At 62.3% G+C, this 15,033-nt stretch carries 13 protein-coding genes; 2 read left to right on the top strand and 11 right to left on the bottom strand.

The annotated features are described in order from the left end of the window. Positions 1 to 4: 4 nt before the first annotated feature. From hscA to uvrB, 8 genes are all read right to left on the bottom strand, one after another. On the bottom strand, positions 5 to 1,867 hold the full coding sequence (gene hscA / locus B3446_RS05920) for a Fe-S protein assembly chaperone HscA (RefSeq protein ID WP_291378383.1): 1,863 nt from the start codon (positions 1,865 to 1,867) through the stop codon (positions 5 to 7). Positions 1,868 to 1,939: 72 nt separating this feature from the next. After that, positions 1,940 to 2,452, bottom strand: a complete 513-nt coding sequence (gene hscB, locus B3446_RS05915) for a Fe-S protein assembly co-chaperone HscB (protein ID WP_191575564.1) — start codon at positions 2,450 to 2,452, stop codon at positions 1,940 to 1,942. A 3-nt stretch (positions 2,453 to 2,455) separates the two neighbouring features. Beyond that, the gene (iscA, locus tag B3446_RS05910) at positions 2,456 to 2,779 is read right to left on the bottom strand and encodes an iron-sulfur cluster assembly protein IscA (protein WP_175123402.1); all 324 of its coding nucleotides are present in this window, start codon (positions 2,777 to 2,779) and stop codon (positions 2,456 to 2,458) included. Between the two features lie 2 nt (positions 2,780 to 2,781). Continuing rightward, on the bottom strand, positions 2,782 to 3,186 hold the full coding sequence (gene iscU / locus B3446_RS05905; protein WP_175123403.1) for a Fe-S cluster assembly scaffold IscU: 405 nt from the start codon (positions 3,184 to 3,186) through the stop codon (positions 2,782 to 2,784). A gap of 33 nt (positions 3,187 to 3,219) precedes the next feature. Next, positions 3,220 to 4,431, bottom strand: coding sequence for an IscS subfamily cysteine desulfurase (locus B3446_RS05900; RefSeq protein WP_191575565.1), 1,212 nt, complete (start codon positions 4,429 to 4,431; stop codon positions 3,220 to 3,222). Positions 4,432 to 4,449: 18 nt separating this feature from the next. Continuing rightward, positions 4,450 to 4,989 carry a Fe-S cluster assembly transcriptional regulator IscR gene (gene iscR / locus B3446_RS05895; protein WP_056318865.1) on the bottom strand — a complete coding sequence of 180 codons (540 nt, stop codon included), beginning with the start codon at positions 4,987 to 4,989 and terminating at the stop codon, positions 4,450 to 4,452. Between the two features lie 192 nt (positions 4,990 to 5,181). After that, positions 5,182 to 5,673, bottom strand: a complete 492-nt coding sequence (locus tag B3446_RS05890) for a low molecular weight protein-tyrosine-phosphatase (protein ID WP_006386176.1) — start codon at positions 5,671 to 5,673, stop codon at positions 5,182 to 5,184. A gap of 252 nt (positions 5,674 to 5,925) precedes the next feature. Next, the gene (gene uvrB, locus B3446_RS05885; RefSeq protein WP_291378361.1) at positions 5,926 to 7,992 is read right to left on the bottom strand and encodes an excinuclease ABC subunit UvrB; all 2,067 of its coding nucleotides are present in this window, start codon (positions 7,990 to 7,992) and stop codon (positions 5,926 to 5,928) included. A gap of 75 nt (positions 7,993 to 8,067) precedes the next feature. Here uvrB and B3446_RS05880 point away from each other — a divergent pair, with 75 nt between their 5' ends. Beyond that, entirely contained in the window at positions 8,068 to 9,267 is a 1,200-nt protein-coding gene (locus tag B3446_RS05880) for an amino acid aminotransferase (protein ID WP_291378359.1), read from the top strand. 149 nt (positions 9,268 to 9,416) lie between these two features. Continuing rightward, the gene (lexA, locus tag B3446_RS05875) at positions 9,417 to 10,067 is read left to right on the top strand and encodes a transcriptional repressor LexA (RefSeq protein ID WP_291378356.1); all 651 of its coding nucleotides are present in this window, start codon (positions 9,417 to 9,419) and stop codon (positions 10,065 to 10,067) included. A gap of 202 nt (positions 10,068 to 10,269) precedes the next feature. Here the strand turns inward: lexA and lon are convergent, their stop codons facing one another. From lon to clpP, 3 genes are all read right to left on the bottom strand, one after another. Then, complete coding sequence (gene lon / locus B3446_RS05870) at positions 10,270 to 12,720, bottom strand: endopeptidase La (RefSeq protein ID WP_175123407.1); 2,451 nt, start codon at positions 12,718 to 12,720, stop codon at positions 10,270 to 10,272. Positions 12,721 to 12,978: 258 nt separating this feature from the next. After that, positions 12,979 to 14,277 carry an ATP-dependent Clp protease ATP-binding subunit ClpX gene (gene clpX, locus B3446_RS05865; RefSeq protein WP_056562435.1) on the bottom strand — a complete coding sequence of 433 codons (1,299 nt, stop codon included), beginning with the start codon at positions 14,275 to 14,277 and terminating at the stop codon, positions 12,979 to 12,981. Between the two features lie 102 nt (positions 14,278 to 14,379). Beyond that, a complete protein-coding gene (gene clpP, locus B3446_RS05860; protein ID WP_175123408.1) occupies positions 14,380 to 15,033 on the bottom strand; it encodes an ATP-dependent Clp endopeptidase proteolytic subunit ClpP in 654 nt (217 codons plus the stop codon).

The following is a 15,033-nucleotide window of genomic DNA, read 5'->3' as shown; positions in this document are numbered from 1 at the left end:
CTTATCAGGCGATTTCGTCTAGTTTGCGGCCGGCCAACGCGGCGCGGATGCTACGGTCCATGCGGCGCGCGGCAAAGTCGTCGGTCGCGGCGGACAGGGCCTGCACGGCTTGCGTGACGGTGTCCACGTCCTGCGCCTGCTGCGCCGCGATCGCGGCGTCCAGGCACTCGTCCACCCGCTTGCGTTCTTCCGGGTCTAGCAGGTCGCCGTCAACGGCCAGCGCCGCCTGCACCGATTCCACCAACTGGCGCGCGTCGACTTGCTGCTCGCGCAGCATGCGCGCCTTGGCGTCCGTGTCAGCCTGCGCCACGCTATCGGCCAGCATCTGCGCGATCTCGTCGTCGGACAGACCGTAAGACGGCTTGACCGACACCATCGCCTCGACGCCCTGGCTCTGCTCGCGCGCCGTGACGCTGAGCAGGCCATCCGCATCGACCTGGAAGGTCACGCGGATACGTGCGGCGCCCGCCACCATGGGCGGAATGCCGCGCAGTTCAAAGCGCGCCAGCGAGCGGGAATCCGCCACCAGATCGCGCTCGCCCTGCACCACGTGGATGCTCATGGCCGTCTGGCCATCCTTGAACGTCGTGAATTCCTGCGCGCGTGCCACCGGGATGGTGCTGTTGCGCGGGATGATGCGTTCGACCAGCCCGCCCATCGTTTCCAGGCCCAGCGACAGCGGAATTACGTCCAGCAGCAGCCAGTCTTCGCCCGGCGCCCGGTTGCCCGCCAACAGGTTCGCCTGCAGCGCGGCGCCCAGCGCCACGACCTGATCCGGATCCAGATCGGTCAGCGGCTCCGTGCCGAACACCTGGGCCACCGCAGCGCGTACGACGGGCATCCGAGTCGCGCCGCCCACCATGACCACGCCGCGCACATCGGCCGGCTTGAGCGCCGCATCGCGCAGCGCGCGGCGCGCCGTGTCCAGCGTACGCTCGATCAGCGGCTGGGCCAGCAATTCAAATTCAGCACGGGTAAGCGGCAGTTCGGCGTCGCGCCCGCCCGCCAGCGTGAGCTTCAGGCTGGTTGCGTCGGCGTCCGACAAGGCTTCACGCGCAGCACGCGCGGCCATCAGCAAGCTGCGACGCTCGGCGGGCGACAGTTCGCCCGAGCCCAGCTTCGCCACGGCGTGATCCGCGATCAGGATATCGAAGTCGTCGCCGCCAAGCGCCGTATCGCCGCCAGTGGAGATCACTTCAAACACACCCTGCGTCAGGCGCAGGATGGAAATATCGAACGTGCCGCCGCCCAGGTCATAAACCGCGTAAACACCTTCGGCGGCGTTATCCAGCCCATAGGCGATGGCGGCCGCAGTCGGTTCATTCAACAGGCGCAGGACATTCAGGCCCGCCAACCGCGCGGCGTCGCGCGTGGCTTGGCGCTGAGCGTCATCAAAATACGCAGGCACGGTGATGACCGCGCCCACCAGTTCGTCGCCCAGCACGTCTTCGGCGCGCTGACGCAGCACCGCCAGGATCTGCGCGGACACTTCCACGGGGCTCAGATCGCCCTGCGCCGTGCGAATGCGCACCATGCCGGGCGCATCGACAAACTCGTAAGGCGCGCGCGTTGCCTGTGCCTCTTCCAGCGAGCGGCCCATGAAACGCTTCACGGACACAACCGTGTTCAGCGGATCCTCGGCCTGCTGAGCCAGCGGCTCGCGGCCCGTGGTGACCTTGCCGCCAGGGAAATAGCGCACCGCCGACGGCAGCAAGGCATGGCCTTGCGCATCGGGCAGCACTTCAGCCACGCTGCTGCGCACGGCAGCGACCAGCGAATTGGTGGTGCCCAGGTCAATCCCGACCGCCAGCTTGCGCTGGTGCGGCGCGGGCGATTCACCGGGCTCGGAAATCTGCAATAAGGCCATGATTCTGTTTTTCTGGTCAGTAGGCCGCGCCGGACAGGCGCCCATGACGGGAACGCCCCAGCGCGCCGTTGGCTATCCCGCGGGCTGCACGTGGGCCAGCTCCTGCGCCAGCTTTTCCACGAACATCCATTCCCGCACCTTGCGCCCGGCCGCCGCGTAATCGCGTTCGTCATCCAGAAGGCGCGTCAGCGTGGCGCGCATCTCGGCACGCGCCTCGTCCAGTTCGGCTTGCAACGCGTTCAGAACGCTGGCGTCGTCGCGCCCGTCATCCAGCATCTCGCGCCAGGTCATCTGCTGCATCAGGAAAGCTCCGTCCATGGACGTGTTGCTTTCTGTCTGCAGGTCCACGCCCGCCTGTTCACACAGGTAGCGGGCCCGCAACAGCGGATCCTTCAATTCGCGATAAGCCTCGTTGGCACGTGCCGCCCACTGCATCGCCACGCGGCGTTCCGCGGGGCTGGCCGTGGCAAAGCGGTCGGGGTGCACCTTCGCAGCGACGGCGCGCCAGGCGTGCTCAAGCGCCTGGCCGTCCAGGTCGAATCGTGCCGGCAAGCCAAACAGGCTGAAGTGATCGTCACCAGCCAAGACTTACACCGTGAACGACTCGCCGCAGCCGCAGGTCGCCTTCTCGTTGGGGTTGCGGAACTTGAAGCCTTCGTTCAGGCCCTCGCGGGCGTAGTCCAGCTCCGTGCCATCGAGATACGACAGGCTCTTGGGGTCAATGAAGACCTTCACGCCAAAGCTCTCGAAGACGACATCTTCCGCTTCGACCGCGTCGACATACTCCAACTTGTAGGCCATGCCGGAGCAGCCCGTCGTCCTAACGCCGAGCCGCAAGCCGATACCCTTTCCGCGCTTCTGCAAGTAGCGGCCGATATGGGTGGCAGCCTGTTGGGTCAGGGTAACGGACATGATCAGCCCGCCACAGCTTCGGCGGTAGCCGAATGCTTTTCTTTGTAGTTCTGCACCGCGGCCTTGATCGCGTCTTCGGCCAGGATGGAACAGTGCACCTTCACCGGCGGCAGGGCCAGTTCTTCGGCGATCTGAGTGTTGCGGATGTTCATGGCTTGATCCAGCGTCTTGCCCTTGACCCATTCGGTCACGAGCGAGCTGGAGGCGATGGCCGAGCCACAGCCGTAGGTCTTGAAGCGCGCGTCTTCGATAACGCCGGCTTCGTTCACCTTGATCTGCAGCTTCATGACGTCGCCACAGGCCGGCGCGCCGACCATGCCGGTGCCCACCGAGTCGTCCGACTTGTCGAACGAACCGACGTTGCGGGGGTTTTCGTAGTGATCCAGAACTTTGGTGCTGTAAGACATGTTAATTCTCCACGTATATCAAGGCGCGGGCGCTTAGTGCGCGGCCCACTGCACGGTGTTCAAGTCGATGCCTTCCTTGGCCATTTCCCAAAGCGGCGACATATCGCGCAGCTTGCCAACCCGGCTCTTGATCAGTTCGACCGCAAAGTCCACTTCCTTCTCGGTCGTGAAACGACCCAGCGTGAAGCGGATCGAGCTGTGCGCCAGTTCATCGTTGCGGCCCAGGGCGCGCAGCACGTACGAAGGCTCCAGGCTGGCCGAGGTGCAGGCCGAACCGCTGGAAACCGCAAGCTCCTTGATCGCCATGATCAGGGACTCGCCTTCGACATAGTTGAAGCTCACGTTCAGGTTGTGCGGCACGCGCTGGTCCATGTCGCCGTTCAGGTAGACCTCTTCGATCTCCGACAGACCATTCCACAGGCGATCACGCAGCATGCGGATGCGCTCGTTTTCGGTGCCCATTTCTTCGCGCGCCAGGCGGAAGGCTTCACCCATGCCGACGATCTGGTGCGTGGCCAGCGTGCCAGAGCGGAAACCGCGCTCATGACCGCCGCCGTGCATCTGCGCTTCGATACGGATGCGCGGCTTGCGGCGCACGTACAACGCACCGATGCCCTTGGGGCCGTAGGTCTTGTGAGCCGAGAACGACATCAGGTCGACCTTGAGCTTTTGCAGATCGATTTCCACCTTGCCGGTCGCCTGAGCGGCGTCGACGTGGAAAATGATGCCCTTTTCGCGGCAGATTTCGCCCAGCGCTTCCACGTCCTGGATCACGCCGATTTCGTTGTTCACCATCATCACGGACACCAGCACGGTGTCGGGACGCAGCGCAGCCTTGAAGACGTCCAGATCGATCAGGCCGTTGTCCTTGACATTCAGATAGGTGACTTCGAAGCCCTGACGCTCCAGCTCACGACAGGTATCCAGAACCGCCTTGTGTTCAGTCTTGACCGTGATGATGTGCTTGCCACGCTCGGCATAGAAGTTTGCCGCGCCCTTGATGGCGAGGTTGTTGGATTCGGTGGCGCCGGAAGTCCAGACGATTTCGCGCGGGTCGGCATTGACCAGCTTGGCGACTTGTTCGCGGGCGCGTTCGACGGCCTCTTCGGATTCCCAGCCAAACGCATGGCTGCGCGACGCCGGGTTGCCGAAGTTTTCGTACAGCCACGGCACCATGGCATCAACAACGCGGGGATCAACGGGCGTCGTGGCCGAATAATCCAGATAGATCGGACGGGTGGTCATTTCTACAACTCCTACTTCTTATACGGTGGCGTTGGCAGCAACAGTGGTGGTCGGGGCGTTGGCGGCGGTAGCGCCTCCCACCCGGTTCACGCGCACTGCGCAGGCCTGCGCTTGATTGGTCGCTTCCTGCAATTGGCGCACACGCTGCTGATCGACGAGATCCTGCAGGGACACCGAATCCAGGTAATCCACCATCTTGCGATTCAACGTCGCCCAGAGTTCATGCGTCATGCACTTGCCGGGCTTACCGTCGTTGCCGCTCGTACAGTCCCGCTTGCCGCCACAGCTCGTGGCGTCCAGCGGTTCGTCGACGGCGAAGATGATGTCCGCAACAGTCACGTTGCGCGCCAAGCGCGCAAGCGAATAACCGCCGCCCGGGCCGCGGACGCTGTCCACGAGCTCGTGACGACGGAGTTTTCCGAAGAGCTGTTCCAGATACGAAAGCGAGATGTTCTGACGCTGGCTGATGGCCGCAAGAGTGACCGGACCGCTATGCTGCCGCATAGCCAAATCGATCATGGCAGTCACGGCGAAACGCCCTTTGGTAGTTAGCCGCATGGTGAATTCCCTGTGATTCCGGCAGTGGCCGCCAGCGAATCCAGCGGTCAATACCCGAGTAATTGGCTCAAGTATAGCCTATTCCCGACTAATTTGGTATGGCTCCCGGCTACAAAAAACCGCGCATCTGCGCGGTTCTTTACTGCCTTATGCCTCGAGAGCCGCTCTGCGAGCGGCTCTGCAACCGGTCTATCAGGCAGCCTGGTACTGGGTAGCGCGCTTGCGGACCAGTTCGAGAACACCCTGACAGGCGTCTTCCAGGTAGTCCAGGACTTTGCCGAAACCGTCGGCGCCACCGTAGTACGGATCGGGCACGGTGGCTTCTTCGAACTCGTTGGCAAAGCGCATCAGGAGCATCAGCTTGTGCTGGTACGCCTTGGGGCATTGCTGCTGCATGGCGGACAGATTGTCCCAATCCATGGCGAGAATAAGATCGAAGTCACGGAAGTCTTCCGCGGTGACCTGACGCGCCTCGCAGTGAGTGATCTCGTAGCCGCGCTTACGTGCCGCAGCCTGCGCCCGGGCATCAGGCGCCTCGCCAATATGAAACGCGTGCGTGCCCGCGGAGTCGATGCGCACAACATCGCCCAAACCCGCGTCATTCACCAAATGGCGAAACACGCCCTCTGCGCTCGGCGAGCGACAGATATTGCCCATGCAAACGAAAAGTACCTTGGTCATCATGGGAGCAAGTGTGCGGGAAAACCCGAGATAAGGCAAGCTTTTTTTGCACCTGCGCAGTTGACCTAGCGCAAATTAATGGAGCACATAACCCCAAAGAAATCATGGGGTTGCAAGCTTGTGTTCAGGTAACCTATGAGATGTAACGCGCGCAAAATTCCGGAATGGTTACACCATGATGGCAGCGCACCACTTTTTGCGCATTTTCAGCTTGCCGTAAGCGAACGGGCATGAACTGAAATGATCCGCCTTGCCCTAAACTGCCCCGTCCAGCAGCACACGTTGCTTGAGCGCATTGAGCGAGTCTCGGGCGGCGGCAGCCTGTTCGAATTCGAGGTTGCGGGCGTGGTCCATCATCAGCTTCTCCAGTCGTTTGATCTCGCGCGCCAGGGCCTTCTCATCCTTCAACAACTCCGCGGGCACTGCCGCTTCCAGCGTGTCGTGTTGGGCAGGCGCCACGATACCGTCGATCAATTCACGCACCGCCTTGTGCACACCGCGCGCAGTGATGCCGTTGTCGACGTTGAATTGAAGCTGCTTCGTGCGCCGGCGGGCAGTTTCGTCCATGGCGCGTTTCATCGAATCCGTGATGCGGTCAGCGTAGAGAATCGCGTGCCCGTTCAGGTTGCGCGCCGCGCGCCCGATGGTCTGAATGAGGCTGCGCTCTGAGCGCAGGAAGCCCTCCTTGTCGGCGTCCAGGATGGCCACCAGCGACACCTCCGGAATATCCAGACCCTCGCGCAGCAGGTTGATGCCCACCAGCACGTCGAATGTGCCCAGGCGCAGGTCCCGCAGGATCTCGACGCGCTCGACCGTGTCGATGTCCGAGTGCAGGTAGCGCACCTTCACGCCGTGCTCGCTCAGGAAGTCCGTCAGGTCTTCGGCCATCCGCTTGGTCAGCGTCGTGACCAGCACGCGGTCGCCTTGCGAAACACGCGCCTTGATCTGGCCCAGCAGGTCGTCCACCTGCGTGCGAGCGGGCAACACCTGCACGACAGGGTCGACAAGGCCCGTGGGACGCACCACCTGCTCCACGACGTTGTCCGCGTGCTCCTGTTCGTACGCGGCAGGCGTTGCCGAAACGAATACGCACTGGCGCATCCGGGTCTCGAACTCCTCGAGCTTGAGCGGACGGTTGTCCAGCGCCGACGGCAGGCGGAAGCCGTACTGCACCAGCGTTTCCTTGCGGGACCGGTCGCCGCGGTACATGGCGCTGAGCTGGCCGATCGTGACGTGGCTTTCGTCGATGAACATCAGCGCGTCGGACGGCAGGTAATCAATCAGAGTCGGTGGCGGGTCGCCCGGCGCGGCGCCGGACAAATGGCGCGAGTAGTTCTCGATGCCCTTGCAGAACCCAAGCTCCTGCAGCATTTCCAGGTCGAAGCGGGTGCGCTGCTCAAGACGCTGCGCCTCGACCAGGTGACCATCGTCGACGAACCGCTTGACGCGCTCGCGCAACTCTTCCTTGATGGTTTCGATGGCGCGCAGCACAGTGTCGCGCGGCGTCACATAATGCGAGCCGGGATAGACAGTGAAGCGCGGCAGCTTCTGGCGGATGCGGCCCGTTAGCGGATCGAACAGTTCGAGGGTTTCGATTTCGTCATCGAACAACGTCACGCGCAACGCGAGCTCGGCGCTTTCTGCGGGGAAGATGTCGATGGTTTCGCCGCGCACGCGGAAGACCCCACGCGTGAACTCGGCGTCGTTACGGGTGTACTGCATGGCAACCAGGCGTGCGAGGATCTCGCGCCGGGCGATCTGGTCGCCCGCGCGAAGGATAAGCACCATCGCGTGATAGTCGCCGGGGTTGCCGATACCGTAGATGCACGACACCGTACCCACGATGATCGTGTCGCGCCGTTCGAGCAGGCTCTTGGTGGCCGACAGCCGCATCTGCTCGATGTGTTCGTTGATGGACGAGTCCTTTTCAATGAACAGGTCGCGCGTCGGCACATAGGCCTCGGGCTGGTAGTAATCGTAGTAAGAAACGAAATACTCCACCGCGTTCTTCGGGAAGAACTCGCGCATTTCGGCGTAGAGCTGCGCGGCCAATGTCTTGTTGGGCGCAAGGACCAGCGCCGGGCGGCCCATGCGCGCGATCACGTTGGCCATGGTGTAGGTTTTGCCCGACCCGGTCACGCCCAGAAGCGTCTGGTACATGAGGCCGTCTTCGACACCCTGGGTCAGCCCTGCGATGGCCGTGGGCTGGTCCCCCGCCGGCGGATAGGGTTGGTAGAGATGAAACGGGCTGTCAGGGAAATCGACGAATCCCGGACTTGCGGCGGGAGCCCCCGCGCTCGGGTCTATTGCGCTCTTAGGCATGCTAGACTGTTCCAGGGTAAACCCCCCATTATCCACAGCACTTCGTACTGCGTCCACCCACCTCATCAGAGTCCCATGAGCACCCTATTCGATTCCGTCGAGCTCGCGCCGCGCGACCCCATTCTTGGCCTGAACGAACAATACAACGCGGACACCCGCCCCGGTAAAGTGAACCTGGGTGTGGGCGTGTATTACGATGATCAGGGACGGATCCCGCTCCTGGGCGCAGTGCGCAAGGCCGAAACCGCCCGCATCGAAGCCGCCGCCGCTCGCGGCTATCTGCCGATCGAAGGCATCGCCGGCTACAACGCCGGTGCTCAGGCGCTGCTGCTGGGCAAAGACTCCGCGCTGGCCGCCGCTGGCCGCGTGCTGACCACGCAAGCACTGGGCGGCACTGGCGCCCTGAAGATCGGCGCCGATTTCCTGCGCCAATTGCTGCCGGGCTCCAAGGTCCTGATCAGCGATCCCAGCTGGGAAAACCACCGCGCCCTGTTCGAGCGCGCCGGTTTTGAAGTCGGCACCTATGCCTACTACGACGCCACCACCCGCGGCTTGAACTTCGAAGCCATGCTGGCCGACCTGAAGGCCGCGCCTGCCAAGACCGTCGTCGTGCTGCACGCTTGCTGCCACAATCCCACGGGCGCGGATCCCACCCCCGACCAGTGGAAGCAGATCGCCGCTGTCGTCAAGGAAAACAACCTGGTCCCGTTCCTGGACATCGCCTACCAAGGGTTTGGCGACGGCCTGACGGAAGACGCCTCGGTCGTGCGCCTGTTCGCGGACCTGGACATGACCATGTTTATCAGCTCGTCGTTCTCGAAGTCGTTCTCGCTGTACGGCGAGCGCGTCGGCGCGCTGACCGTCGTGGCCGGCAGCAAGGAGGAAGCCACGCGCGTACTGAGCCAGCTCAAGCGAGTCATCCGCACCAACTACTCCAACCCGCCTACGCACGGCGGCACGGTGGTCTCCACGGTGCTGAACACGCCCGAGCTGTTCGCCCTCTGGGAAGAAGAACTGGCCGGCATGCGTGATCGCATCCGCTTGATGCGCGCGCAGCTGGTCGACAAGATCAAAGAGCACGGCGGCAAGCAGGACTTCAGCTTCGTGCTGAAGCAGCGCGGCATGTTCTCGTACTCGGGCCTCTCCGCCGCTCAGGTGGACCGTCTGCGTGAAGAACATGGCGTCTACGCCGTGTCCAGCGGACGCATCTGCGTGGCCGCACTGAACAGCGGCAACATCGACAAGGTGGCAGCCGGCATCGCGGCTGTGCTGTAAATTGCCAGGCGACTCCGGTCGTCTACAGCCAAAAAACGGGACCTGCGGGTCCCGTTTTTGCTGCCCTCGCGGCCAGCTTGCTTTTTTGCGCTGCGTCCCCCAGAATGGCGCTGTATATATGTACAGTCCGCTCGCACCGGATCATCGCCATGGCCAGCAAACTCACGGATCGCCAACAACAAATCCTGGACCTCATCAGGCAAACGGTCACGCGCACCGGCTTTCCGCCGACGCGTGCCGAGATCGCCCAGGCTCTGGGTTTCCGCTCTCCCAACGCCGCCGAGGACCACCTCAAGGCGTTGGCACGCAAGGGTGCCATCGAGCTCACCGCAGGCGCCTCGCGGGGCATCCGTCTGAAAGACGCCGCCGCCGCGCCCGCCCAGACCTCGCTCCCCATCCCCGCCCTCGCCCAGCTTCTCTTGCCGCTGGTCGGGCGTGTTGCGGCAGGTAGCCCGATTCTTGCGGCCGAGCATGTCGAACGCGAAGTCGGGGTGGATCCTAGCCTTTTTGCCCAGGCGCCTGATTATCTGCTCAAAGTCCGCGGCATGAGCATGCGCGACGCAGGCATCCTTGAAGGCGATCTGCTGGCTGTCAAAAAGGCATCTGAAGCCCGCAATGGCCAGATCGTGGTGGCTCGTATTGGCGACGATGTCACGGTCAAGCGCCTTCAACGCCAGAACGGCCATATCGAGCTCCTGCCCGAAAACCCCGACTTCGAAACCATTGTGGTCAAGGCCGATCAGGAATTCGCGCTGGAAGGCATTGCGGTGGGTCTTATCCGCACGCAAGCGCTGCACTAAGCCGCGACCGACTCCCTCACATAGCCACGTCCGACAGGCGGCCTGCGCCGCCTACGCCATACCCCTCTACCGGCACGCCACATCCAAAAGAAAACCCCGCTCACTGAGCGGGGTTTTTTGCTTTGGGGCGGTCCGCAAGACCTTGGACACCCTTGGGCTTCGGACGCCCTCTTTCGAGAGCGCCCTGGCGTTCAAGACGCCATCAGTGCTTCATGACCGGGTCGGTAGAGCCGGGTTCAGCCGGCTTGGCAACCAGGGGTTCCTTGACGGCTTCTTCCTCGGCCAACGGCTCCGGCAGACGCTCCAAGGCCAGTTCCAGCACCTTGTCGATCCAACGCACCGGTACGATCTCAAGGTGGTTCTTGACGTTGTCCGGGATCTCCGCCAAGTCCTTGACGTTTTCTTCCGGAATCAGAACCGTCTTGATACCGCCACGGTGAGCCGCGAGCAGCTTTTCCTTCAAGCCGCCGATCGGCAGCACTTCACCCCGAAGCGTGATCTCGCCCGTCATGGCGACGTCGGCGCGCACCGGAATGCGCGACAGGGCCGACACCATGGCCGTGGTGATCGCGATACCCGCAGACGGACCGTCCTTGGGCGTCGCGCCTTCCGGCACGTGCACGTGCATGTCGTGCTTTTCAAAGACGCTGTCGGCAAAGCCCAGGCGGCGAGCCCGCGAACGCACGACGGTGCGCGCGGCCTCGACCGATTCCTTCATCACATCGCCGAGCGAACCCGTACGCTGGATGACGCCCTTGCCGGGCATGTCCGCGACTTCGATCGTCAGCAGGTCGCCGCCGACTTCCGTCCACGCCAAGCCGGTGACCTGACCGATCTGGTTTTCCTTTTCGGCCATGCCAAACGCGTAGCGGCGCACACCGAGGTAATCGCTGAGGTTGTCGGCCGTAACGTTGACCGCCTTGACCTCGAGCGTTTTGCCCTCGGCCTTGGCGCGATCGCTTTGGGTCAGCAATTGCTTGATAACCTTGCGGCAGATCTTGCCCACTTCGCGTTCGAGCGCACGGACACCGGCTTCGCGGGTGTAGTAGCGCACGATGTCGCGCAGCGCGCTGTCGTCGACCGTCAGCTCGGTATCCTTCACGCCGTTGTTCTTCATCAGCTTGGGCAGCAGATGGTCGCGGGCGATGTGGATCTTTTCTTCCTCGGTGTAACCCGACAGGCGGATCACTTCCATACGGTCCAGCAGGGCCGGCGGAATGTTCAGCGTGTTGCTGGTGGCCACGAACATGACGTCGGACAGATCGAAGTCGACCTCGATGTAGTGGTCCTGGAACGTGTGGTTCTGTTCCGGATCCAGCACTTCGAGCAGGGCCGACGAGGGATCACCGCGGAAATCCATGCCCAGCTTGTCGATTTCATCAAGCAGGAACAGCGGATTGCGCACGCCGACCTTCGACATGTTCTGCACGATCTTGCCGGGCATCGAGCCGATGTACGTACGACGGTGACCGCGGATCTCGGCTTCGTCGCGCACGCCCCCCAGCGCCATACGCACGAACTTGCGGTTCGTAGCCTTGGCGATCGACTGGCCAAGCGAGGTCTTGCCGACGCCCGGAGGGCCGACCAGGCACAGGATCGGCGCCTTTACCTTGTCCACGCGCTGTTGCACGGCAAGATATTCGAGGATCCGTTCCTTGACCTTTTCGAGACCGTAGTGGTCATTGTCCAGCACCGTCTCGGCGTTGCTGATCGAGTTGTTGATCTTGCTCTTCTTTCTCCAGGGGAGATTGATGAGCGTGTCGATATAGTTGCGCACCACGGTGGCTTCGGCCGACATGGGCGACATGAGCTTGAGCTTCTTGAGCTCGGCATCGGCCTTCTTGCGCGCCTCTTTGGGCATGTGGGCAGCGATGATCTTCTTTTCAAGCTCTTCGATGTCCGCGCCCTCTTCGCCTTCGCCCAACTCCTTCTGAATGGCCTTGACCTGCTCATTCAGGTAGTAGTCGCGCTGGCTCTTTTCCATCTGCTTCTTCACGCGGCCACGAATGCGCTTCTCGACCTGGAGAATGTCGATTTCGGTTTCGAGTTGCGTGAGCAAGCCTTCGAGGCGTTCGGATGTGCCGGTGATCTCGAGCATCTTCTGCTTCTGCTCGAGCTTCAGGGGAAGATGCGCGGCGATCGTGTCGGCCAGGCGGCCTGCATCGTCGATGCCAGCCAGCGAGGTGAGGATCTCGGGCGGGATCTTCTTGTTGAGCTTTACGTACTGCTCGAACTGCGCAACGATGGCGCGGCGCAAGGCTTCGGTTTCGGAGCCCTGCATGGCGTCCGGTTCGATAGGCGACACCTGGCAGGTGAAGTGCGAATCGGCGTCTTCGATGGTATTGATGCGCGCGCGTTGCGTGCCTTCAACCAGCACCTTCACGGTGCCGTCGGGCAGCTTGAGCATTTGCAGGATGCCGGCGACGCAGCCAATTTCGTATACGTCTTCAGGCGTGGGGTCATCTTTGCCGGCGGACTTTTGAGCCACCAGCATGATGCTTTTGCCCGCTTCCATCGCGACCTCGAGCGCGCGGATGGAGCGCGGACGGCCGACGAACAGCGGGATGACCATATGCGGGAACACTACGACATCGCGCAGCGGCAGCAGGGGAAGGTCGATCGGGTCGGAAGGCAGGGTCTGGCTGGCAGACATATGAGGTTCCTCGGTATGACTCGGCGTATGGGGACGGGACACCCGGGTAATACCCGAGCAAACTCGTCAATTACGTCTGTTATGGGAACAATAGCCGAAAATTCAAGATCTCGGCCGCCTGGATCACCAAAAGGCCCCAAAAAGGCCCTGGAACCGTCTTCAGTATGCGGCCATGGCGGCCGGCTGAAAAGCGTGATCGTGGATGGAGAAGCGCCCTAGGCAAAAAAACCCGTTACGAGAACGGGCTTTTTTGAAATATCAGGCGGCGGCGTCGCGGACTTCTCCGCGCTCCGGCTTCTCTGGCGCGGCGTTTTCATCCGCGTAGATCAGCAAGGGCTTGCCCTCGCCTTCGATGGCGTTTTCGTCGAGCACCACACGCTTGACGTTGCCCTGCGAGGGCAGGTCGTACATGGTGTCGAGCAGCGCCTGTTCGATGATGGAGCGCAGACCGCGAGCACCCGTCTTGCGGCGCAGCGCCTTGCGGGCGATGGCCTTAAGCGCAGCGGGCCGCACGTCGAGCTCGGCGCCTTCCATGGCGAACAGCTTCTGGAATTGCTTGAGCAGGGCGTTCTTGGGCTCGGTCAGGATCTGGACCAGCGCGGCTTCGTCCAGCTCGTCCAGCGTGGCGACCACGGGCAGACGGCCGACCAGTTCGGGGATGAGACCGAACTTGATGAGATCTTCGGGCTCGACTTCGGAGAACAATTCACCGACGCCGCGCTCGGACTTGGCGCGCACGGACGCCGAGAAGCCGATACCGGACTTTTCAGTGCGGTCGCGGATGACCTTTTCCAGTCCGTCGAAGGCGCCGCCCACGATGAACAGGATGTTGGTCGTGTCGACCTGCACGAAATCCTGATTGGGGTGCTTGCGGCCGCCCTGCGGAGGTACCGACGCCACCGTGCCTTCGATCAGCTTCAGCAAAGCCTGCTGCACGCCCTCGCCCGACACGTCGCGGGTGATGGACGGGTTGTCGGACTTGCGCGAAATCTTGTCGATCTCGTCGATGTAGATGATGGCGCGCTGGGCTTTTTCGACTTCATAGTTGCAGTTCTGCAGCAACTTCTGAATGATGTTTTCGACGTCTTCACCCACATAACCGGCTTCGGTCAGCGTGGTGGCGTCGGCCATGACGAAGGGCACGTTCAACATGCGAGCCAGCGTCTGGGCCAGGAGCGTCTTGCCGGAGCCGGTGGGCCCGATCAGCATGATGTTGCTCTTGGAGAGCTCGACTTCGTCGCCCTTGATTTCGCCGTGGCGAATGCGCTTGTAGTGGTTGTAGACGGCCACGGCCAGCATGCGCTTGGGCGACGATTGCCCAATGACGTACTGGTCGAGGAAAGTCTTGATTTCAGCCGGAGTGGGCAGCTCGGAACGAATCGCCGCGCGCGCGGTGGCCTGCGCCTCTTCGCGGATGATGTCGTTGCACAAGTCTATGCATTCATCGCAGATGAATACCGACGGACCCGCGATCAGCTTGCGGACTTCGTGCTGGCTTTTATTGCAAAACGAGCAATGCAGCACCTTAGCGTCTGCCGATCCCTTTTTTTCAGGCATATTTCTTTCGTATCTCAGGTAAAGATGCGCCAGGCCGGGTAAATGGCCTAGCGCATGCGCTTACTCAAACATGATGGCAGCGGGTCTGGTTCAACCGGGAAGTCAGCCTTCGGACCGGGAGGCCATGACCTTGTCCACCAGGCCATACGATACCGCATCTTCGGCCGACATGAAGTTGTCACGTTCCGTGTCCAGCTCGATGCGCTCCATGCTCTGTCCGGTGTTGTTGGACAGGATGCGGTTGAGGCGCTCGCGCAGGTCCAGGATTTCGCGGGCCTGGATCTGGATGTCGGAAGCCTGCCCCTGGGCGCCGCCCGAGGGCTGGTGAATCATGATGCGCGAGTTGGGCAGGGTGAAACGCTTGCCCTTCTTGCCAGCCGCCAAGAGGAACGCGCCCATGCTGGCCGCGAGGCCGGTGCACAGGGTGGACACGTCCGGCTTGACGAACTGCATGGTGTCAAAAATGGCCATTCCCGCGTACACCGACCCGCCGGGCGAGTTGATGTACAGGGAAATGTCCTTGTCAGGATTCTCCGATTCCAGGAACAGCAACTGAGCCACGACCAGGTTGGCCGTGGCGTCGTTCACCGGACCCACCAGGAAAATGAGCCGTTCGCGGAGCAGACGCGAATAGATGTCGTAGGCGCGCTCGCCGCGCCCCGACTGCTCGATCACCATGGGAATGTAGCCCAGGCCGGTGGGGGTCACCGAAGACCCGCCATTCATTGCCGCATAGAAATCGGTGAATCTCTGCAT

The sequence above is a fragment of the Achromobacter sp. UBA5777 genome, assembly GCF_002418565.1.
Taxonomy (GTDB): Bacteria; Pseudomonadota; Gammaproteobacteria; order Burkholderiales; family Burkholderiaceae_B; genus Achromobacter; species Achromobacter animicus.
Note: the sequence above shows the minus strand (reverse complement) of the source record. Positions and strands in the feature narration are given on the sequence as shown.